Genomic DNA, 20,793 nt, shown 5'->3' with positions numbered 1-20,793 from the left:
AGGGGGGCGTCGGAACGCTGCGCCGACGCCGGGAAACCGTCGCGGGGCGTTGCCGCCCCGGCGGACAGTTTCAGACGGAAAGGGCTCTACAGAAGAGGGGCCTTGCCCCAATGGTACTCGGTGCCGTTCTTGCCCTTGAGGAGAAGCAGGGGCTTCGCCATGTCGGGATTGAGATTGGGGTAATCGGTAATCTTGTACACGCAGCGGCCCGTTTCCTTGCGTTCCATGGTGGCCTTGATGGCCAGTTCGCACACCTTGAGAACTTCGCACGATTCATGGCAGCGCATGAGGTCGCGCAGGGTGTCGGCGTGGAGCTGAGGAATCTGTTCTTCAAGGAAGGTGATCTTTTCCAGAGCGCGTTCCATGCCGGCCATGGAGCGACGGAAGCCCATGTAGTACATCATGACGTTGCGGGCGGCCTCTTCCAGTTCCTGATAGGTGAGTTCCTGATCGTTGCCGAGCGGGGCAAAGATGCTGGACTTCACCTTGGCGGCGAGATCTTCGTCGATCTTGCCGGCTTCGGACATGCCGGAAGCCTTCAGGGCGGCCTGACGACCAGCCTCGAAGCCGCCGCACATGGCGCCGGAGCAGTACAGGAAGATGCTGCCGCAGAACAGGCCGGGCACGGTGGTTTCAAACTGATCGTTCACCGCGATGGTGCCGCCGAAGATGAGTTCGCCGATTTCCACTTCCAGCAGCTTGTGCTGGAAGTCGGTGCCGGTGCAGTCGGCCCAGTCGCCGAAGGTGGCCTTGTCGCCGGGCATGAGGATGTACTGCAGTTCATGCACGACTTCGGGGTCGACATGACGCATGTCCATGTAGAAAGGCGGGCCATTGCCCTCGAGCTGTTCCTGGTAGGTGCCCTGAATCTGGTTGTTGCGCACGCCGTTTTCCCACATGGGGTCGTACTTGCCCATGAAGCGTTCGCCGATGGCGCTGATTTCGTGAGCACCCGAGCTGTTGATGCCGTTCATGCCGGGGCAGCCGTAGCCCTTGGGCTCCATGGTGGCGCGCTGATAGGTGTCGAGTTCGGTGACGGCGGCGCCGGCGTCATAGCCGAGCACCACGCCCGCACCCGTGTTGTAGGGGTACATCCACACGTTGTAGGGGTTGTGCGTGGAGTTGTTGTAGCCGCGGGTGGAAGAGCGGCCCTGAGCGGACACCACGGTCTTGGCGCGGATGATGACGTACTCGCCGGTGGACACGTTCCAGCCGATGACGCCGCAGGCCTTGCCGCCGTCGGTAAGGATCTTCATGGCCATGATGCGGTCAAGGACATGGACGCCGGAGTCGCGAACGATGCGTGCCATGACGCGCTTGATGGTCATGCCGTTGGCAATGTGAACCCACCACGTGCCGGGCTGACCGAAGCCCTGGGTACGCTTGTAGGTTCCGTCGGGGTTCTTGCTGAACTGCACGCCGCGGTCTTCGAGGCGCTTCAGCATGTGGTACATGTGATTGTACCAGCCGTTGACGATCATGGCGGGGGAATAGCCGGTCAGAGGCTTGGAGTAGAACTTCACGAGATCGTCTGCGGTGTCGAAAGGCGCGCCTTTTTCGTTCAGGACGGCCATGTAGTGGTCGTTGCCGCCACCAATACAGCCAGAACTTTCCAGCTTGCCTTTATCCAGCAGCACGACATCCAGACCCTGCTCGCGGGCTCCGAGGGCCGCGCCGCAGCCGGACGCGCCAGAGCCGATGACAAGCACGTCCGTTTCGATCAGCGTGCCAAGCGGATGAGTTGAACTTTTCATGACTCCTCCCTGATTCTGAAAATACATCGGATGGGAAAGAGAGCGCGGCTTCGGGCGGGGACAACGGAATGGGGGCCGCGCCGGAATCATTCCCGTCGTGTCAATGATTTCACAAAAAAGACTTCTATTGTCAAATCGAAAAAAAATTTTTATTGTTTGATAAAATCAAACATTAACACGACGACTCGCTCGAAGTCCGGGGGAAGATGCCATGATTGAAGAATTGGGAGGCGATTTTTTCCAACATTTACGCGGGTTTTACTTCACCGCCAAGACGGGAAGCATACGCAAGGCGGCTCAGCTCATGAATCGGAATCCTTCCACCATCAGCTGGCAGATCAGACAGCTCGAACAGCAATTAGATACAGTGTTGTTCGATAGATACATGAAAAGGCTGCGTATTACTCCAGAAGGTGAAAGATTGCTCTCGTGGACTATTTCCACCTTCGAGCTTTTGCGCAGCATGAAGTCCGACATCAGCTCGCCGTCGGGAATCCTGCGCGGAACGATCACCATTTCCAGCAATTTGCCCTTTTCTGCACGAGCGGTGCGCATCATTGCCGCGTTTCGTCGGGAACACCCTGAAGTTCGTATTAAAATTCGTCGCGCACTGCCGTACGAAACCGTGGACGACGTGGTCAGCTCCCGCGTGGATTTCGGCCTGACGGGCGTGACCAGAGAACCTCCGAACTGCGTTCTTGAGGAGCTTTTCACGTCACAGCCTCTGCTTATCGCCCGAGAGGACAACGATTTCCATCTGCCCGAGCGTCCCACGGAAGAGGATCTCATCCGTCTGCCGTTCATTTCCTTCCTGGCCGAGAACATGGAAGAAGGCGGCGATCCGTACTTCGACACGTCGCTTGCGTCGCTTTCCCAGCCGCTGCAGACCGTGCTCAGCGTGAACAACTATCATCTCATGCTGCGCTACGTGAAGCAGGGCATGGGCGTGGCCGTCATGGACGAGCTGTGTCTCATGGCCAGCAAGTACGGCAATCTCGGCGAGGGGCTGCGTTCGTATCCGCTGGACGGCATTCTGCCGCAGGTTCACAACGGCATTCTGCTGCGTCATCACAAGCATCTGAGTCCGCAGGCCGCCGCGCTCATCGAAAAGATACGCACCGAGCTCAAGGGCGATCTCGGCGGTGCTGAAAAGCAGGTGACTGCGGCAGCCGCGTACAAGAACGCGTGAAGACACGGCAGGGCGTTTCTGATGAAGAAAGGCCTGCCGGGGAGTGTTTTTCCGGTTGCGGCCGGGCCTGCGCGTTTTTTCTCCGCGCTTGACCGGAGGACGGGCAGGCCGTAAGGTTTTCGTGAATTTTTCTGTACCTGACGGGCCCCGTTTCGGGCCTCATGATCTGCCGCGTTCTTCCTGCACGAACGCGGCCCGGAGCGGATACATTATGGCAGCAAACGCATCCCTCGCGGCCCTGTACCGGCCGCAGACCTTTGCCGAGGTGGTGGGGCAGGACATGGTGAAGTCCATTCTTTCCCGCGCCGCCCGCGAAGACCGCGTGGCCCCGGCCTACCTTCTCAGCGGCACGCGAGGGGTGGGCAAGACCACCATAGCCCGCATATTCGCCAAGGCGCTGAACTGCGAGCACGCTCCCACGGGCGAACCCTGCAATCAGTGCGAGGCCTGCCGCCGCATCACGCAGGGCAACTTCGTGGACGTGGTGGAAATAGACGGAGCCTCCAACCGCGGCATCGACGACATCCGCCGCCTGCGCGACGCCGTGGGCTACGCGCCGCTGGAAGGCCGCTACAAGGTCTTCATCATCGACGAAGCGCACATGCTCACCAAGGAAGCCTTCAACGCGCTGCTCAAGACGCTGGAGGAGCCGCCCGCGCGCGTGACCTTCATCATGGCCACCACGGAGCAGCACAAGTTCCCGGTGACCATCGTGAGCCGCTGTCAGCATTTCGTGTTCCGTCAGATTCCCGAGGCCACGCTCGAAGCGCATATCTGCGACATTCTTCAGCGCGAGGGGCGTCCCTTTGAAAAGGAGGCCGCGCATCTCATCGCCCGCCGCGCGGCGGGCAGCGTGCGCGACTCCATGTCGCTGCTCGGGCAGGTGCTGGCGCTCGGCTGCGCGCCGGACGAACCGCTTACGGCAAAGCAGGCCCGCGAAGTGCTGGGGCTGGCCGGTCAGGAAGTCATGGACCGCCTGCTCGACGCGCTGGCCGGTCAGGACGCCGCAGCCATCGCCGTGCTCGTGCGCGAACTTCTGGCCCAGGGCGCGGACATGGGCTTTTTCCTGCGGGAACTGTGCAGCCTGTGGCGCAATCTTTTTCTCATCAAGCAGGCGGGCCGGGACGCCGCAAAGGAACTCGACATGCCCGAGAGCGAGCAGGAACGGCTGCTCTCCATGGCGTCGCGCTTTTCGTTGACCTACATTCACGCCGCGTGGCAGATGACGCTCGATTCGCAGCGCCGCATTCTGACCAGTCTTGAGCCTTCGGCAGGCCTTGAGCTTCTTCTGCTGAATCTCGCCATGCTTCCCCGCCTGCTGCCGCTTGAAGAACTGGCGCCGATCGCTGCGCCCGCGTCCGGCGGCGTTGTGACGCCGCAGGGTTCCGCGCCGCTCTCTGGAGGCGTGACCGGTTCGGCTCCGGCGGCCTCATCCTCGTCTGCATCTTCCGCGCAAAGCGCTGCGCCGCGTCCGGTCGTCGAACCTGTCGCCTCGCCCGCGACTTCTCCTGCACCTGCGGAGCCTCCCGCGCCGGTGCAAAGCGCCCCGTCGCCGTCCTTCGCCCGCCGCGCGCCGACCTCCGCATCCGTTTCCTCGCCCGCTTCCGCTCCTGCGTCTTCTCCCGTGTCGGCCGCGGCCCGGGAAGCCGCTCCGGCCCCTGCGGCAGAGCCTGCGGCGGAGCCTGCCCCGCACTTGACGGAAGCGCCGAAACCTGCTGAAACTCGGGCTCCGGCCTTCCGGCGTCCTTCCGCGGCGTGGAAGGACGTTCCGGTGGATACTTCCCTGACCTGGGACACCTTTCTCGACGCCTGCCGGGACAACCACGACATTCCTCTGCCCATGCTCCGTCAGGTCACGGGCGAGGTGCGGGGCGACTGGCTCGTGCTTCAGGCGCTCTCGCAGGTCATCGGGCAGCAGCTTCAGCGGCCGGAAAAGCTCCGCGTGCTGGAGTCGCTGGCGGCCTCGTGGGCGGGACGTCCTTTGCAGATAGCCTTTCGTCCTCCGCAGAGGATCGTGCGCACCGAGGCGGAACTCAAGGAAGAAGTTCAGTCGCATCCCGTCATCAAGAAGTTTCAGGACGCCTACGACGCCCGACTGGTACGCTGTACCCCCATCAACCGATAACACGGCGGCAGAAGGGCTGCGCGCCCCCGCCTTTCAAGGAGACATGGCATGAAGAACATGAACGACCTGCTGCGTCAGGCGCAGGTGATGCAGAACAAGATTGCGAAGCTTCAGCAGGAAATGGCCGAGAAGGAAGTGGAAGCTTCCGCCGGCGGCGGCATGGTGAAGGTGGTCATGAACGGCCGTCAGGAAATGAAGTCCATCACCATCGACAAGTCGGTGCTGGAAAGCGGCGACACGGACATGCTGCAGGATCTCATCATCACCGCGGTGAACGAGGCCGTGCGCATCGGCCGCGCCAATCTCGACCGCGAAATGGCCAACATTTCCGGCGGCATCCATCTGCCGGGCATGTTCTAATCGCTTTTCGCGCTGCGGCTTCGGCCGTCGGCGCAGCATCGCGCAATTTTCGGCGGACGCGGGCATTGCCCGCGTCCGCCTGCGTTTAAACGCGCATCCGAAGCGGCGGGCAATCGCAGACGTTTTTTGCAAAAGTCGACGCGTCCTGCCTGCCGCATCCGCTGCAACATATTTCGCCGCGTGCGCGTTCACCATATCCGGCGCGCCGCAGACAGAACGTTTGCCGCATGAGCGTTTCTCCTCTGGGGCGCGTCGCGTGCCGCCCGTTCCCGCGCTCGGATATTTTTCAACGTGCTTTTCCGCGGCGCGGAACGCTTTTCGCGCCTTGCCCGCCATATCGGCGCGCGTCGGGCATTTTTCTTTTCTTGTCGGCAGGAAGGAAGTCATCTAGTATGATGAAAACTGTCCCTGGAGGATGCCCATGTCGTATCGGGTCACCCTGCTGCCGCTGCTTCTTTTGTGTTTCGTCGCCACTGCCGCGTTCGGCGCGTCGGAGTCGTCGCCCGCCTTTGTCCGCGTTGTGGTTTCGCCTCCGCCGGAAGGAAATGCGCCGCTCACGCTGCTGCTCGATTCCGACGAGGCTTTGTGCAAAAAAGCCTACGGAGAAGAGTGGGCGGGCCGCTGCTTCGCTTCTCCCGGCAGGGAGGGCGAAATCGTGCGCGGCGCGCATATTTCACCCGACGTGCCCGGCGAATGGCGCTGGGACGACGGCCGCACGCTTTCCTTCCGACCGAAAAAGCCGTGGCCTGCGGGGCGGAACTTTGAAGTTTCTCTCGGAAGTGTGCCGCTGCCTTCGCGCGTGAAGCTCTCTTCCTCCCGCGTGAGCTTTGCCACGCCGCCTCTGGCGCTGCTCGACCTGAACGCCGACGTGTGGATAGATCCCGATCCCGGCGGCGAGCGGGCCGTGACCTTCGACATGCGCTTCACCACGCCGCCGGATCGCGCGCTGGTGGAGCGGGACATGCGCCTTGAGGTTTCCGACCCGGCGCTGAAAATAGGCAGGCCGGAATTCGTCTGGGGTGAGGACGGCAACTGCCTGGTCCGGGCCCGCGTGCTTGCGCTGGGAAGCATGCCCGCCGTGACGGCGTTTTCTCTTCCCGGCGTGGCCGGGGAGGTGCGCGCGAAGGGCGCGCGCTGGGTGATTCCCAAGGGCCGGGAAACGGCCCGGGCGCAGGTGACCGTACCCGGCTCGACCACGATTTTTTGCGTGAAGAAGGCGTCGCTGGAATCTTCGCGCGACGAGCGTCTTGCCGGCGAGTACCGGCTGAATCTGGAAACGAGCCTGCTGGTGCGTCCCGACGAGCTCATGCACTCCATGAAGGCGCTGCGCCTGCCCCGCGCGCTGAACGAGAATGCCGTGTCCGCCACGGTGTGGACGGCGGCTCCCGTCATCGACGAAGAAACGCTCGCCCGCGCCGTTCCCGTGGCTCTTGAGCCTTTGCAGCAGGCCGACGTGCCTTCCGGCAAAATAAGTTTCCGCGTGAAGGCGGAGCCGGAGAGCTATCTGCTTTTCTATCTGCCGCAGGGCTTCGGCCCTTCCCGCGAATACGCGCTCTCTTCGCCGTGGCATGAGGTGTTCCATGCCGCGCCGTTCCGGCCGGAACTCGATTTTCTTCAGCCCGGCAACGTGCTCGCGCTCGGCGGAAGCCGCAGGCTGGACGTTCATTCCAGCGGCCTTACCGCCATCCGCTGGCGCGCTTCGCGCGTGCTCGACTCCTATCTGGGGCTGGCGGCCGCGCAGCCTGCGCCGTTCACGGCCGCGGGCATTCCCTTCGACGTGCTTTCCGATTCGGCCTCGGGCGAAATTTCCCTGCAGCGCACCGAGCCCGGCGTGCCGCAGTTTTCTTCGCTTGACGCGACGCCCATGTTCAGAAACGGGCGCGGCCTTGCCTACATTGAGCTCACGGGCATGGACGGCGACAGGGAAGTGGCTTCGGCCTCGCGTTTTCTGCTTTTGACCGACATGGGGCTCATCGTCAAAAAAGGAGCCGCGGGCGGGCGCGACGTGTTCGTGTGTTCGCTTTCCGGCGGCTCTCCGGTGTCCGGGGCCGTGGTGCGCATTGTGGGCGTCAACGGTCTGCCCGTGGCCGAGGCCGTCACCGACGCCGAGGGTCGCGCCGTGTTGCCTTCCGTGTCCGGTCTGGAGCGGGAGCGCCGCCCCATCGCGATTACGGCATGGAAAAAGAGCGCAGGCGGCGAGGACATGGCCTGGCTGCCTCTGGCCGACGAGAGCCGCGTGGTGGATCTGTCCCGCTTTTCCACGCAGGGGCAGACCAGCGAGGCCGACGGCGTGAACGCCTACGTGTTCAGTCAGCGCGGCATGTTCCGTCCCGGCGAGACGCTGCGTTTCGGCGTGCTGGTGAGACGGGGCGACTGGAAGACGCTTCCTGCCGACATGCCGCTTTTTGCCGAGCTTGTGGATCCTTCGGAACGCACCATGTTCCGGCGGCTGTTCAAGGTGGGGGCCGACGGCATGGCCGAGGTGAGCTGGCAGGCGCCGGAAAGCGCGGCGTCGGGCCGCTATCGTCTCGACGTGCGCACGCCGGACGCCCACGGCATGGACGTGGTGCTTGGTTTGGCGGCGGTTCGGCTGGAGGAATTTCAGCCCGACTCCATGGCGCTTTCGCTTTCTCTTCAGCCTGCGCCCGGCCGGGGCTGGCTGGAGGCGTCGAGCGCGAGCGCCGCGGTGACGCTCCGCAATCTTTTCGGCATGCCTGCGGCGGACCGGCGGGTGCGCGCGCAGCTTTCGGTGTGGCCCACGGCGCTTTCCTTCCCCGGATATGAGGATTTTTCCTTCCACGACGCCATGCCCTACAAGGGCTCGCCGCTCACGCTGGAACTGGGCGAGACGCGCACCGACGCCGAAGGCCGCGCCGTGCTGCCGCTGCCTCTGGACAAGCTGCGCGGCGGCACGCTGCGCTGCCGGCTTCTGGTGGAAGGCTTCGAGCCCGGCGGCGGGCGCGCGGTGACGGAAGAGAAGGAATTTCTTGTGTCGCCGCTCGGCTGCGTGCTCGGCTTCCGTCCGACGGGCGCAGCCGGTAATCTGGATTTCATTCCCGAGGGCGGCAAGGCCGCGCTGGAATTCGTGGCGCTCGGGCCCGATCTTGCCCCGGCTGATCCCGGAGAAGTGTCGTTCCGGGTGTCGGCGAGGCGCTACGTGACGTCGCTCGTCACGGACAGGGACGGCCGCTACCGCTACGAGGACACGCCCGTGGACAGCGTGATTGCCGAATCGCGCGCGGCCTTCGGCAGCGACGGGCGGGCCCGCTGGACCGTTCCCACCGGAACGTGCGGCGAATTTCTGCTGGAAGTGCGCAACAGCCGGGGGCTTGTCATGGCTTCCGTGCCCTTCACCGTGGCCGGCAACGCCGATTTGCGCCTTGCCGGGCTCTCCGCGCTTCCTTCCGGCTCGTTGCGCATGCATCTGGAAAACACTTCGGGCGCTTCCGGCGGACGCATCCGGGCGTTTATTTCTTCGCCCTACGAGGGCGCGGGCCTCATCACTCTGGAGCGCGACAGCGTGGCGGCGTGGCGCTGGTTCCGTGCGCCTGCCGGGGACAGCGTGCAGGAAATAGAGATTCCGCGCGACTTCGAGGGACGCGGTTACGTGAGCGTGTCGCTGGTGCGCTCGCTCTCTTCGCCGGACGCCTTCATGAATCCCTACGTGTTTGCCGTGTCCCCCGTTTCCGTGAACGTGGAGCGGCGCGACATGCGCCTTCGCGTGGAAACGCCCCGCGATCCGGTGCTGCCCGGAAGCTCCATTCCGGTGACGGTGGAATCCGGCCGGGCCGGGCGGGCGCTGCTTTTTGCCGTGGACGAAGGCGTGCTCAGGCTGACCGCCTTCCCCACGCCCGATCCGCTGCGCTACCTGCTGAACGACAGGGCGCTGGAAGTGGAAACGCGTCAGATGTTCGATCTGCTCATGCCCGATCACGGAACCTTCCGCATGCCGGCGTTCGGCGGCGACATGGGCATGGCCGGAAGCCGCTTCCACAATCCCTTCAAGCGGCGGAACGAGCCTCCCGTGAGCTGGTGGTCAGGTCTTGTGGATCTCGCGGCCGGAACGAACCGTTTCGACATTCCTGTGCCGGGCTATTACAGCGGCACGGTGCGGGTGATGGCCGTGGCGGCCTCGCCGGATGCGGCGGGCAGCGCCTCGGCCGAGGCGACGGTGCGCGGGTCGGTGGTCGTGACGCCGCAGCTTCCGGCGCAGGCCTCGCCCGGAGACAGATTCGAGGCGGCCGTGGCCGTGGCCAACAACGGAGACGGGCCGCTTCACGCGACGCTTTCGGTGAAGACCGACGATGCGCTGCGCCTGATCGACGCGCCGCCTTCCGAAATCACGGTGGCGGCGGGCACGGAAACGGTGCTGCCGTTCCGTGTGGAGGTTGCGGATCGTCCGGGCGGCGCGGAAATTGCGTTCACGGTGGCGGCCGACGGCGTGAACGTGACGCGCTCAGGCTCGCTGTCCGTGCGTCCGGCGTCGGCGCTGCGCGCAAGCGCAAAGGTGGGCGTCGCCACGTCGTCTACAACGCTGAGCACGGGACGCACGCTCTATCCCTACGGGGCCGAAGGTTCGGCCTCGGTTTCCGCGCTGCCTCTGCCTGCGCTGCGGGGCCTTGTGCGCTATCTCGACGCCTATCCTTACCCCTGCGTGGAGCAGCGCATCAGCCGGGCCATGCCGTACGCGCTTTTTCTGAAGCGTTCCGCGCTGTTTGCGGAAAGCGGCAATGCGGATGAGGCGCGCCGGATTGCACGGGAGAGGGTGGACGACGCGCTGCGCGCCGTGGAATCCTCGCTCAGCTGGCGCGGCGTGTCCCTGTGGCCCGGAGAGGAGCCGGATCTTCTGGTGACGGCCTATGCCGCGGACTTTCTGCTGACGCTTCAGGAATGCGGCCTCTCTGTGCCCGGCGGCATGCACACAAGCGTGTTCAACGCGCTGGAGCGTGCGGCGGACAAGGTTCCCGCCTCTCTGGAGGAGAGCCGCGAGCTGGCCTACGCGCTGTGGGTGCTCACCCGCGAGGGACGCATCACCACGCAGGCGCTGGAACAGCTGCTGCTCCGTCTGGAAGATTTTCCCGGCTGGCAGCAGGATGTGACGTCCTCGCTCATTGCCGCGTCCGGCGCCGTCATGCGCATGAAAGATGCGGTGCTGCCGCTTCTTGACCTGTATCGGAAGCCGGGGACGGAATTTCGCGCAACGCGGCTGGACGCTCTGGCCGCGCTCAGTCTGCGCGCGTCCGTGCTGGCGAGGCATTTCCCCGACCGTCTGGACAGGGCGCGGGAAGAGATTGTGGAGGAACTTTTCGACGCGACGAACGGCGGCCGGTACGTGACGCTTTCCGCGGCGCTGGCCGTGCGGGCGCTGTTCGACATGGAAAAGGCCGCGCCCGTGCCGGAGGGCGTGTCGCTGCGCTGCGCGGAGGTGCAGCCCGGCTTCGCTCCGGGCGACGGGCAGCCGCAGACGCTGGAAAACATGCTCACGCTGTCGGCTCCCGGCTGCGCCTCCTACGCGCTCGACGTTCCCGCAGGCGGACAGACTCTGTACTGGGAGGTTTCCGATGCGGGCTTCGACCGCAAGGCGCCGGAAGGCGCGCTTTCCGAAGGCATGGAGGTGACGAGAACCTATCTTGACGCCGAAGGGCTTCCCGCAACGAAGATCCGGCAGGGCGACCTTCTCACGGTGAACGTGACGGCGCGCTCCTACGGCGGTCCTCTCAAGGACGCGGTCATTGTGGATCTTCTTCCCGGCGGATTTGAAATGGATCTTTCCTCTCCCGTGAGCGCGTCGGACGCTTCGTCGGAAGGGTTGATCGTCGATCGCAGGGAGGATCGGATGATTCTCTTTGCGCCGCTTGAGTCCGAGCCTTCCGTGTTCACCTACCGCATCCGCGCGGTCAGCCGGGGAACCTTCACCCTGCCGCCCGTGCAGGCGGAAGACATGTACCGCCGCGACGTTCGGGCCTTCTCCTCGGGCGGAACGGTGAATGTGGAATAGCAGGCGGGGCTTTTCCTTCCCTGGGGGAGGGAGAAGCCCTGCGGCGGGAGTCGGCATGCGCTTTGTGGTGTGGAAAGTCGTTTTCGGCCTGATGGTGCTGCCGCTGTTTCTCTTCTGGCTCTGGCTTGCGGCCGCTCCGAAGCCGCCGCTTCTGGACGGCGTGGATTTTTCGCCGCTGGTGCTGGACAGGGAGGGAGAGCCGCTCCGCATGGGCCTGACGCGCGACGAGAAGTTCCGGCTGCGCGTGCGTCTGGACGAAATTGCGCCCGAAGCCGTGAACGCCGCGCTCCGGTACGAGGACAGGCATTTCTACCGGCATCCCGGCGTGAATCCGTTTTCCATGCTGCGGGCGGGGCTCTCCATGCTGGGCGGCTCGCGGCGCATGGGCGGCTCCACCATCACCATGCAGGTGGCGAGGCTGCGGCTCGGGCTTTCCACCACCCCGGTGGCGGGCAAGCTTGAGCAGATGGCCCGCGCGCTTCAGTACGAATACCACTACGAAAAAAGCGAGATTCTCGAAGCCTACTTCAATCTTGCGCCCTACGGCGGCAACGTGGAAGGCATCGGCGCGGCCGCTCGGGTGTACTTTCACGTTTCGCCGTCGCGCCTGTCGTTTTCCGAGAGCGCGGCGCTTGCCGCCGTGCCGCAGAATCCCGTGCGGCGCAGTCCGCTGAACGGCCCGGATTTCGAGTCCGCCCGCGCCCGCATGGTGCGTCTTGTGCTGCCGGGGCGGGACGCCGGGGAGAAGGGCGGAGCGCTCGGCCTGCGCGGTTCCGGCGAGGGGAAGCTCCCGCCGCTTCGCGTGTACGCGCCGTCCTCGCTGCCTTTTGACGCGCCGCACGCGTCGAGCGAACTTCTGCCCCTTTCCCGGGAAGGGCGGCCCGTGCGCTCCTTTGTGGACAGGCGTCTTCAGAAGATTCTGGAACGGGCCGTGCAGGGCTTTGCCGCGCGCGGCAGAAGGTACGGGCTGAACAACGCCTCCGCGCTGCTCATCCACTGGCCGAGCATGGAGATCCGCGCGCTGGTCGGTTCGGCGGACTTTTTCAGCAGCGCCATTTCCGGGCAGGTGGACGGCACGAACGCCAAACGTTCCCCGGGCTCCACGCTCAAGCCCTTCATCTACGCTCTGGCCCTCGATCAGGGCCTCATTCATCCCCGCACCCTTCTTGAGGATTCGCCCCGCAGCTTCGGCGGCTACGATCCGGAGAACTTCGACCGCGTGTTCCGCGGGCCGCTCCCCGCCGAGGAGGCGCTGCGCTCAAGCCGCAACATTCCGGCCATTCTGCTGGCCTCAAAGCTGCGTCCGGGACTGTTTTCCTTTTTGCAGCGGGCGGGCGTGGAGTTCGCCTTCAGCGAGGAGCACTACGGCCTCAGTCTGGTGCTCGGCGGCGCGGAAGTGACCATGCGCGAGCTCGGCGGCCTCTACGCCATGCTGGCGAATCGTGGCGTGTGGCGTCAGAGCCGGCTTTTTGAAGGCGAGAAGACGCGTCCTGCCGTGGCGCTTCTGTCGCCGGAAGCGGCGGTCGTCACGCTGCGCATGCTGGAAGACGGCGCGCATTTCGTGCGCACTTCCTCCGGCCCGGTGCCGCTGCGCTTCAAAACGGGCACGTCCAACGGCTTTCGCGACGCGTGGACGGCGGGCGTGGTCGGCCCCTACGTGCTCGTGGTGTGGGCGGGCAATTTCGACAACCGCGCCAATCCGCTGCTGGTGGGCGGCGAGGTTGCGGCTCCCCTTTTTGCCGACATCGCCCAGGCGCTGGCCTTTGCCGAGCCCGATTTCGCCGATCTGGTGCCGCGCATGCACGAAGGACTCAACATCACGCGCGAAAAGGTGTGTACGGCCACGGGCGACATCGACACCTCCCTGTGCCGGGAAACGACGGAAACCTGGTACATTCCCGGCCGGTCGCCCACGCGCTCCTCGGGCGTGTTCCGCACCATTCTCATCGACAGGGAAACCGGGCTTCGCGCCTGCGAACCCGTGCCGGGACGCACGGAGGAAGTGGTGTGGGAATTCTGGCCTTCCGATCTGCGGGCGCAGTTTCTGCGCGCCGGCGTGGTCAAGCCTTCGCCTCCGCCCTTCGGCCCGGGCTGCGGGCAGACGCCTGTTGCGGGAACGCCGCCGCGGGTGATTTCTCCCAAGGAAGGCGTGATCTATCAGCGCCGTCTTTCGTCGCCCAAGACAACCGGCATTGCGCTGACGGCGAGCGCGGACGCCGACGCCAGGGCCGTGTTCTGGTTTGTGAAGGAGCGCTTCATCGGCCGCGCCGCGCCGGGCGAAACGCTGCTCTGGCAGCCGGAGGACGGCGTGCATGAACTGCGGGTGGTGGACGATCGGGGCCGCGCCTCGTCGCAGAAGGTGACGGTGCGCACGCTGCCGTGAGCGAGGGCGGCGAGTCCGCGCTTTTCGGAAAGCCTGGACGCCCTTGCCAGCGCGGCGGGAAAAGGCGCGCGTTGGGCACACCCTGCCGTGCGGCGTGCTGCCCGGCGAGAGCAGGCGCCGGGCCTGCGCTGCCCGGTTCTGCTGCGCCGATTTTTGGATTTTCTGGAAATGGCGGGGCAGGGCTGTCGAACAAAAGCTCTGCTCTGGCCGGGCGTCGGATGCCTGAACAGCGCCGGGCGGGCCTTGGCCGCGTCTAGGCCTTTTTTTCTTTCGGGTGGCAGCGCCACGGCCCCTTCCACGGGGGCGCGAGCTCGAAACGCTTCGTTTCGCCGCCGGGAAGAGGCAGCACAAGACGGAAGGCATGCAGTTTCAGGCCTTCGCGCGGTGCGGCTTCGGTGTTGCCGTACCACGGATCGCCCACGATGGGATGACCGCGCGAGGCAAGCTGCACGCGTATCTGATGCGTGCGGCCGGTGATGAGACGGATGAGCAGAAGCGTGTGGGCGCGGCCGCGAATCGTGCGTTCCTCAAGGGGCGTGACCACGCAGCGGGCTTCCCTCGCTTCGTCGCTTTCCGCATGAGCGGAGGCCTTCACGCGCTGCTCGCGCCTGTCGCGGGTGAGAAAGTCCCGCAGCTCTTCGGGGCCGCGCTTTTCCCAGCTTCCTTCCACCCAGGCCAGATATTCCTTGTGCGGCCTCTCTTCGCCCCGCCCCGCGAGCGCGTCCGTAAGCAGACGCACGGCGGCGTAGGTCTTGCCCGCCACAAGAAGCCCGGAGGTGTCCTTGTCGAGCCGGTGGACGGGCGCAGGCACGAAATCTGCGCGGGCCCGTTCCTCCGCAAGAATGGAGGCCACGCTCTCCCTGTGTCCCGTGCCGCCCTGTACGGGAAGTCCCGCAGGCTTGGCGATGATAAGAATGTCCTCGTTCTCGAACACGACGGCAAGTCTGGACGGTGCGGCTCCGGATCTCGCCTCCTTGCGGGATTCTTCTCCCGCAGGCAGGCGCTCGGCAAAGGGCGGCACGCGCACGAGATCGCCTTCGTTCAGGCGGTCGAAGGCCTTCGACCGCGCGCCGTTGACGCGCACCTGCCCGGTGCGTATCCAGCGGTGCAGATCGCCTGCGGGCGCGCTGACGCGGCGCTGAAGAAAATTAAGGAGTTTCTGCCCCGATTCCGCCCTGCTGACGGAAAGAGCCTTTGTTTCCTTTGCGTTATCCATGCTTTTGAACGGTCCTTTTGCAACGCGCGTCGCGTGTTTTACTTTGATTCAGCATAAATTTTTTTTCTTTTTGCGTCCAGATTGCTGACAAGCAAGAAAAAGCCCGTTTTCCCGGAAAGGACGAAAGAAACGACTTGTGTATCCAGGGTATTCCTGCTATGTAGAGAAACCTGCCCGACGAGGGCAGAAATCTGTTTGTTAGGTTGGAGGATCCGTATGGCAACTGCCGAAAACATGGAAAACCAAATCGATTCCGAAATGAGCTTTGCGAGCGCACTCGAAGACTATCTCAACCCCGACATGGGCGACCTTGAAGAAGGTTCCATCGTCAAGGGCGAAGTCGTGCGCGTGGACGACGATACTGTGCTGGTGGACGTGAACTTCAAGTCCGAAGGCCAGATCCCCGCTGAGGAATTTCGGGACGCTCAGGGCAATATAACGGTCAAGGTGGGCGACCGCGTCGATGTGTACGTTGTCCGCAAGAACGAAATGGATGGCACCATCACCCTTTCGTTCGACAAGGCCAAGCGTATGCAGCTGTTCGACCAGCTCGAAGACGTGCTGGAAAAGAACGGCACCATCACCGGCACCATCACCCGCCGCATCAAGGGCGGCTACACCGTCGATCTCGGCGGCGTGGAGGCCTTCCTGCCCGGTTCTCATGTGGACCTCCGTCCTGTTCCGGACATGGACGCTCTGGTCGGCCAGCAGTTTGAATTCCGCGTTCTCAAGATCAACCGCCGCCGCAGCAACGTCATCGTGTCCCGCCGCGTGCTGCTCGAAGAAGAACGCGACACCAAGCGCGCCGCTCTGCTCCAGACCCTGGCCGAAGGCCAGATCGTCAAGGGCAAGGCCAAGAACATCACCGAATACGGCGTGTTCGTGGACCTCGGCGGTCTCGACGGTCTGCTGCACATCACCGACATGTCCTGGAAGCGCATTCGCCATCCCCGCGAAATGGTCTCCCTCGGTCAGGAACTGGAACTCAAGGTTCTTTCCTTCGACAAGGAAAACCAGAAGGTTTCTCTGGGCCTGAAGCAGCTCGTGCCCGATCCCTGGCAGGACATCACCGCCCGCTTCCCCGAAGGCTCTCACCATGTCGGCAAGGTGACCAACCTCGTTGACTACGGCGTGTTCGTGGAACTCGAACCCGGCGTCGAAGGCCTCGTGCACATTTCCGAAATGTCCTGGACCCGCAAGCTGCGTCATCCTTCCCAGATGGTGCATCAGGGCGACGAGGTTGAAGTGGTCATCCTCGGCGTGGACAGCGAAAAGAAGCGCATCTCCCTCGGCATGAAGCAGGTCAAGCCCAATCCCTGGGAACTCGTGGGCGAACGCTTCCCCGAAGGCACCGTCATTGAAGGCGTCATCAAGAACATCACCGAATTCGGCATGTTCATCGGCATCGAAGACGGCATCGACGGTCTCATTCACGTGTCCGACATCTCCTGGACCAAGAAGATCCGTCATCCCGGCGAACTGTACAAGGTCGGCGACGTGGTGCAGGCCAAGGTTCTCACCGTGGATCAGGAGAACGAAAAGTTCACCCTCGGCATGAAGCAGCTCACCGAAGATCCCTGGAGCACCGTGCCCGCCCGCTATCCCGTGGGCAACATCATCACCGGCACCGTGACCAACGTGACCGACTTCGGCCTGTTCGTTGAAGTGGAAGAAGGCATCGAAGGCCTCATCCACGTGACCGAACTCGGCAAGAAGGTGAAGTCTCCTTCCGAACTCTACAAGGAAGGCGACGTGGTCCAGGCCAAGATCATCCATGTGTCTGCCGATGAACGCCGCCTCGGCCTGTCCATCAAGCAGATCAAGGACGACGAAGAACGCCGCAAGCCCAAGGATTATCATTCCGGCGACAACAGCATCAGCCAGACCCTCGGCGACCTGCTCAAGCAGAAGTTCAACGACTAATCGCTGATTCTGTATGAATGTACGCGGGGCGGAAAGCACAGCTTTCCGCCCCGTTTTTTATCAGCTCCCTGAGAAAGGGACAGGCCGGCGCCTGAGAGCGCCGGCGGCGAAAGGCGGGAGAGCCATGAAACAGCAGGAAATAGAACGCAAATTTCTGGTGAAGAGCGACGGCTGGCGCGGCAGGGGCACCTCGGAACTGTTCAGACAGGGATACATTGCCCGCACGCAGGATCGCACGGTGCGGGTGCGCGTGGCGGGCGAGCGGGGCATACTGACCATCAAGTACCGCGGCAAGGGCATTGCGCGGAACGAATTCGAGTACGACATTCCGCTCGACGAGGCGCAGGCGCTGCTGGATGGTCTGGACCCCGGCGAAATCATTGAAAAGCTGCGTCATACGTTCACCTGCGAAGGCAGCGTGTGGGAGGTGGATGAATTTCTGGGAGCCAATGCGGGGCTCGTGGTGGCGGAAATTGAGCTGGAGTCGGAAGATCAGCCCTTTGTCCGGCCGGACTGGCTGGGCGAGGAGGTGAGCAAGGTTTCCCGCTATCTCAATGTGGAGCTCTCGCGTCTGCCGTACACGGCCTGGACGCAGGAAGAGAAGGCCGGACGGAAAAATAGCTGAACCTGACGGGAAAACGTGGCAGAGTGTGACTGCAAGCACAGTTTTTGAGCGGAAAGATTCTTAATATTCTAGAAAATTGAAACTCTGTCTGCACGTTGTTGCACGAATAATATTGTGGAGGGAAGGCTATGAGCGAAATGTTCTGTTTTCAGTGTGAGCAGACGGCGGGCGGCAAGGGCTGCACCAAAATCGGCGTGTGCGGCAAGAAGCCCGAAACCGCCAATCTTCAGGACAGGCTGGTCGGCGAGCTTGTGGCGCTTGCCGGCGGGGAGGGATTCACCCGCACGCCCGAGCTGGACACGCTGGTGGAAAACGCCCTGTTCACCACGCTCACCAATGTGAATTTCGATGATCTTTCTCTGGCTGCCCTGGTGGAGAAGGTGCGCAAGATACGCGAGGAAAGCGGCGTGGCCGACGCCTGGGACATGACCAGTCTGTGGACGGCGTCGGAAGACGTGCGCAGTCTGAAGTCTCTGCTGCTTTTCGGCATGAAGGGCATTGCGGCCTATGCGAGCCATGCGCGCGTGCTCGGCAGAAGCCGTGAGGAAGTGACCGGCTTCCTGTACCGCGGCCTTGCGCTGCTTGCGGCCGACGCCGGCAAGGAAACCCTGCTCGACGCCGTGCTTGAGGCCGGCAAGGTCAATCTTGCCTGCATGGAGCTTCTGAACGACGCCAACAGAACCTACGGCACGCCCGAACCGGTTACGGTTTCCCGCACGGTGGAAAAGGGCCCCTTCATCATCGTTACCGGTCACGATCTGCATGATCTTGCGCTGCTGCTGCGTCAGACCGAGGGCAAGGGCGTGAACGTGTACACCCACGGCGAAATGCTTCCCGCCCACGCCTATCCCGAACTCAAGAAGTACGCGCACTTCAAGGGACATTTCGGCACGGCCTGGCAGAACCAGCAGAAGGAATTCAACGGCGTTCCCGCGCCCATACTCTTCACCACCAACTGCATCATGCCCGTGAAGGAAGGCTATGCCGACCGCGTGTTCACCACGGGTGTGGTCCGCTTCCCCGGCATGGTGAACATCGACGAGAGCAAGGACTTTTCTCCCGTCATCGCCAAGGCGCTTGAGCTCGGCGGCTACGCGGAAGACAAGTGTTTTCCCGGCATCAACGGCGGCGAAACCGTGACCACGGGCTTCGGCAGCGAAGCCGTGCTCTCCCACGCCGGAACCATCGTGGAGGCCGTGAAGGCCGGAGCCATCCGTCACTTCTTCCTCGTGGGCGGCTGCGACGGGGCCAGACCCGGCCGCAACTACTACACGGATTTCGTGAAGCAGACCCCCGCCGACACCGTGGTGCTTACCCTGGCCTGCGGCAAGTTCCGCTTCAACGATCTTGATCTCGGCAACATCGGCGGCATTCCCCGTCTTCTGGACATGGGACAGTGCAACGACGCCTATGGAGCCATTCAGGTGGCCCTCGCGCTGGCCGGAGCCTTCAACTGCGGCGTGAACGATCTGCCGCTCACGCTCGTGCTTTCCTGGTACGAACAGAAGGCCGTGGCCATTCTGCTCACGCTGCTGTACCTGGGCGTGAAGAACATCTATCTCGGCCCCTCGCTGCCGGCCTTCGTGTCGCCCGCCGTGCTGGACTTTCTGGTGAAGGAATTCGGCATTCGTCCCATTTCCACGCCGGAAGCCGATCTGGCGGCCATTCTCGGCAACTGATTCGGCAGCTTGTCGGAAACGCCCTGAGCATCGCGCCTTTTGCGTGATGCATGAAGGGCGAAGCTGACGCCGATTTCTCTCTGACGAAGCCCCCGTGCGCGTACTGCGGCGGGGGCTTCTCGTTTTTTCGGAAGTCTGGTAGCGTTGTCGCATGGAAAGGAGAAAGCATCACGGTCGTTTTGCGGGATTCGATCTCGCCAGACGCAGCGGCAAGACCTCGGCGCTCAGCGACGGGCTGGAAGGCTGGCTCTCCGCGCACGGCATGAAGCCGCAGCACTACATGCTCACGCAGCTGTGGAAGAACTGGGAAGTCGTCATGGGGCCGGACATCGCCGCGCTGGCGCATCCGCTGGGGCATCGCAACGGCATACTGCTTGTCGGCGGCGACGATTCCTGCGCCATGCAGGAACTCTCCTACGCCGCGCCGGAAATTCTGGAGCGCGTGAACGCCTTCATGAACGAGGACTATTTCCACAAGGTGGAGCTGCATCTGCTCATGGGCAAGGAATCCCTGCGCCGCGTGGACATTACGCAGCCGCCGAAGCTCCCGCCGCCGCCCCGGCCGCCGCGGCTCGGGCATCTGAAACTGCCGCCGGATTCTCCCATTGCGGCCTGCTATGAGGCGTACGTCCGCTGCTTCGACGGGGACAAGGAAAAAACATAGAAAGATTCGCGGACAGCGCGGCCCGATTCGGCGCGATGAATTTCGGAAAACGCAGGCCGTTTTTTGAGACTTGCGGAAGAGAACAGAAAAAGAGCGGGGCGGACATTGTCCGCTCCGCTCTTTTGATGACTGCGGCGCGCGCTTCGGCTCAGCCGAGATGGAAGTCCGAACCGAGATAGACTTCCCTGGCGCGTTCGTTGTTCACGATTTCGTCGGGCGTGCCGGAAAGAATGATGTTGCCCTGGAACATGAGATAGGCCCTGTCGCAGATGGAAAGGGTTTCGCGCACGTTGTGGTCGGAAATGAGCACGCCTATGCCGCGTTCCTTGAGGCCGCGGATGAGCACCTGAATGTCGCCCACGGCCAGCGGATCAATGCCGGCAAAGGGTTCGTCGAGCAGCACGAAGAGCGGATCGCGGATCAGGCAGCGGGCGATTTCCAGACGACGGCGTTCGCCGCCGGAAAGATAGGAGGCGTAGGACTTTTCCAGTCTGGTGAGTCCGAATTCCTCCATGAGCTGATCGGCGCGCTTTTTCTGATCGGCGCGGGAAAGGCCGGTGTGTTCGAGAATGATCTGCAGGTTCTGCCGCACCGTGAGCCTGCGGAAGACGGAGCTTTCCTGCGGCAGATAGGAGAGGCCCACCCGGGCGCGGCGGTACAGCGGCCAGGTGCTGATTTCCTGCCCGTCGAGCATCACCTGCCCTGCGGTGGGCTTGATGATGCCGGTGATCATGTAGAACGACGTGGTCTTGCCTGCGCCGTTGGGGCCGAGAAGGCCGACGATTTCTCCCTGCTGCATGGCGACGGAGACTTCGTGAACCACTTCCTTCTGACCGTAGCGCTTGCACAGGTGCTGAGCGGAAAGCGTGGAACTCAT

General features: G+C 63.5%; 12 protein-coding genes. 9 read left to right on the top strand and 3 right to left on the bottom strand.

Annotated features, from left to right (window positions below; translation table 11 throughout):
• Nucleotides 1-86 precede the first annotated feature (86 nt).
• A complete protein-coding gene (locus ACZM96_RS00575) occupies nucleotides 87-1,754 on the bottom strand; it encodes an FAD-binding protein (RefSeq protein WP_489486667.1) in 1,668 nt (555 codons plus the stop codon).
• Nucleotides 1,755-1,965: 211 nt separating this feature from the next.
• Here ACZM96_RS00575 and ACZM96_RS00570 point away from each other — a divergent pair, with 211 nt between their 5' ends.
• The 5 genes from ACZM96_RS00570 to pbpC all read left to right on the top strand — a co-directional run bounded on the left by ACZM96_RS00570 (nucleotide 1,966) and on the right by pbpC (nucleotide 13,809).
• Complete coding sequence (locus tag ACZM96_RS00570) at nucleotides 1,966-2,943, top strand: LysR family transcriptional regulator (RefSeq protein ID WP_489486666.1); 978 nt, start codon at nucleotides 1,966-1,968, stop codon at nucleotides 2,941-2,943.
• Between the two features lie 211 nt (nucleotides 2,944-3,154).
• Nucleotides 3,155-5,068, top strand: a complete 1,914-nt coding sequence (dnaX, locus tag ACZM96_RS00565; protein WP_489486665.1) for a DNA polymerase III subunit gamma/tau — start codon at nucleotides 3,155-3,157, stop codon at nucleotides 5,066-5,068.
• 48 nt (nucleotides 5,069-5,116) lie between these two features.
• Entirely contained in the window at nucleotides 5,117-5,428 is a 312-nt protein-coding gene (locus ACZM96_RS00560; protein WP_294485677.1) for a YbaB/EbfC family nucleoid-associated protein, read from the top strand.
• Nucleotides 5,429-5,849: 421 nt separating this feature from the next.
• Nucleotides 5,850-11,426 carry an alpha-2-macroglobulin family protein gene (locus ACZM96_RS00555; RefSeq protein WP_489486663.1) on the top strand — a complete coding sequence of 1,859 codons (5,577 nt, stop codon included), beginning with the start codon at nucleotides 5,850-5,852 and terminating at the stop codon, nucleotides 11,424-11,426.
• 55 nt (nucleotides 11,427-11,481) lie between these two features.
• Nucleotides 11,482-13,809 (top strand): penicillin-binding protein 1C, encoded by a 2,328-nt coding sequence (gene pbpC, locus ACZM96_RS00550; protein ID WP_489486662.1) that lies wholly within the window; start codon nucleotides 11,482-11,484, stop codon nucleotides 13,807-13,809.
• Nucleotides 13,810-14,062: 253 nt separating this feature from the next.
• Here pbpC and ACZM96_RS00545 read toward each other — a convergent pair whose 3' ends face one another.
• Nucleotides 14,063-15,025, bottom strand: coding sequence for an RluA family pseudouridine synthase (locus ACZM96_RS00545; RefSeq protein WP_489486661.1), 963 nt, complete (start codon nucleotides 15,023-15,025; stop codon nucleotides 14,063-14,065).
• 216 nt (nucleotides 15,026-15,241) lie between these two features.
• Between ACZM96_RS00545 and ACZM96_RS00540 the strand changes: the two genes are divergently transcribed.
• The 4 genes from ACZM96_RS00540 to ACZM96_RS00525 all read left to right on the top strand — a co-directional run bounded on the left by ACZM96_RS00540 (nucleotide 15,242) and on the right by ACZM96_RS00525 (nucleotide 19,916).
• Nucleotides 15,242-16,948 carry a 30S ribosomal protein S1 gene (locus ACZM96_RS00540; protein ID WP_294485685.1) on the top strand — a complete coding sequence of 569 codons (1,707 nt, stop codon included), beginning with the start codon at nucleotides 15,242-15,244 and terminating at the stop codon, nucleotides 16,946-16,948.
• 124 nt (nucleotides 16,949-17,072) lie between these two features.
• Entirely contained in the window at nucleotides 17,073-17,573 is a 501-nt protein-coding gene (locus ACZM96_RS00535) for a CYTH domain-containing protein (protein ID WP_294485691.1), read from the top strand.
• Between the two features lie 137 nt (nucleotides 17,574-17,710).
• A complete protein-coding gene (gene hcp, locus ACZM96_RS00530; protein WP_489486686.1) occupies nucleotides 17,711-19,252 on the top strand; it encodes a hydroxylamine reductase in 1,542 nt (513 codons plus the stop codon).
• A 151-nt stretch (nucleotides 19,253-19,403) separates the two neighbouring features.
• Entirely contained in the window at nucleotides 19,404-19,916 is a 513-nt protein-coding gene (locus tag ACZM96_RS00525) for a DciA family protein (protein WP_294485692.1), read from the top strand.
• Between the two features lie 148 nt (nucleotides 19,917-20,064).
• On the opposite strand, the gene lptB is transcribed toward ACZM96_RS00525, so the two are convergent.
• On the bottom strand, nucleotides 20,065-20,793 hold the full coding sequence (lptB, locus tag ACZM96_RS00520; RefSeq protein WP_294485694.1) for an LPS export ABC transporter ATP-binding protein: 729 nt from the start codon (nucleotides 20,791-20,793) through the stop codon (nucleotides 20,065-20,067).

The sequence above is a fragment of the Mailhella sp. genome (assembly GCF_057866825.1).
Note: the sequence above shows the minus strand (reverse complement) of the source record. Positions and strands in the feature narration are given on the sequence as shown.

Excerpts from the sequence above, each read along its gene's own strand:
- ACZM96_RS00535 (WP_294485691.1), top strand. The coding sequence starts at position 17,073 with ATGAAACAGCAGGAAATAGAACGCAAATTTCTGGTGAAGAGCGACGGC.
- ACZM96_RS00555 (WP_489486663.1), top strand. The coding sequence starts at position 5,850 with ATGTCGTATCGGGTCACCCTGCTGCCGCTGCTTCTTTTGTGTTTCGTC.
- hcp (WP_489486686.1), top strand. The coding sequence starts at position 17,711 with ATGTTCTGTTTTCAGTGTGAGCAGACGGCGGGCGGCAAGGGCTGCACC.
- lptB (WP_294485694.1), bottom strand. The coding sequence starts at position 20,793 with ATGAGTTCCACGCTTTCCGCTCAGCACCTGTGCAAGCGCTACGGTCAG.
- ACZM96_RS00575 (WP_489486667.1), bottom strand. The coding sequence starts at position 1,754 with ATGAAAAGTTCAACTCATCCGCTTGGCACGCTGATCGAAACGGACGTG.
- ACZM96_RS00525 (WP_294485692.1), top strand. The coding sequence starts at position 19,404 with ATGGAAAGGAGAAAGCATCACGGTCGTTTTGCGGGATTCGATCTCGCC.
- dnaX (WP_489486665.1), top strand. The coding sequence starts at position 3,155 with ATGGCAGCAAACGCATCCCTCGCGGCCCTGTACCGGCCGCAGACCTTT.
- ACZM96_RS00545 (WP_489486661.1), bottom strand. The coding sequence starts at position 15,025 with ATGGATAACGCAAAGGAAACAAAGGCTCTTTCCGTCAGCAGGGCGGAA.
- ACZM96_RS00560 (WP_294485677.1), top strand. The coding sequence starts at position 5,117 with ATGAAGAACATGAACGACCTGCTGCGTCAGGCGCAGGTGATGCAGAAC.
- ACZM96_RS00570 (WP_489486666.1), top strand. The coding sequence starts at position 1,966 with ATGATTGAAGAATTGGGAGGCGATTTTTTCCAACATTTACGCGGGTTT.
- pbpC (WP_489486662.1), top strand. The coding sequence starts at position 11,482 with ATGCGCTTTGTGGTGTGGAAAGTCGTTTTCGGCCTGATGGTGCTGCCG.
- ACZM96_RS00540 (WP_294485685.1), top strand. The coding sequence starts at position 15,242 with ATGGCAACTGCCGAAAACATGGAAAACCAAATCGATTCCGAAATGAGC.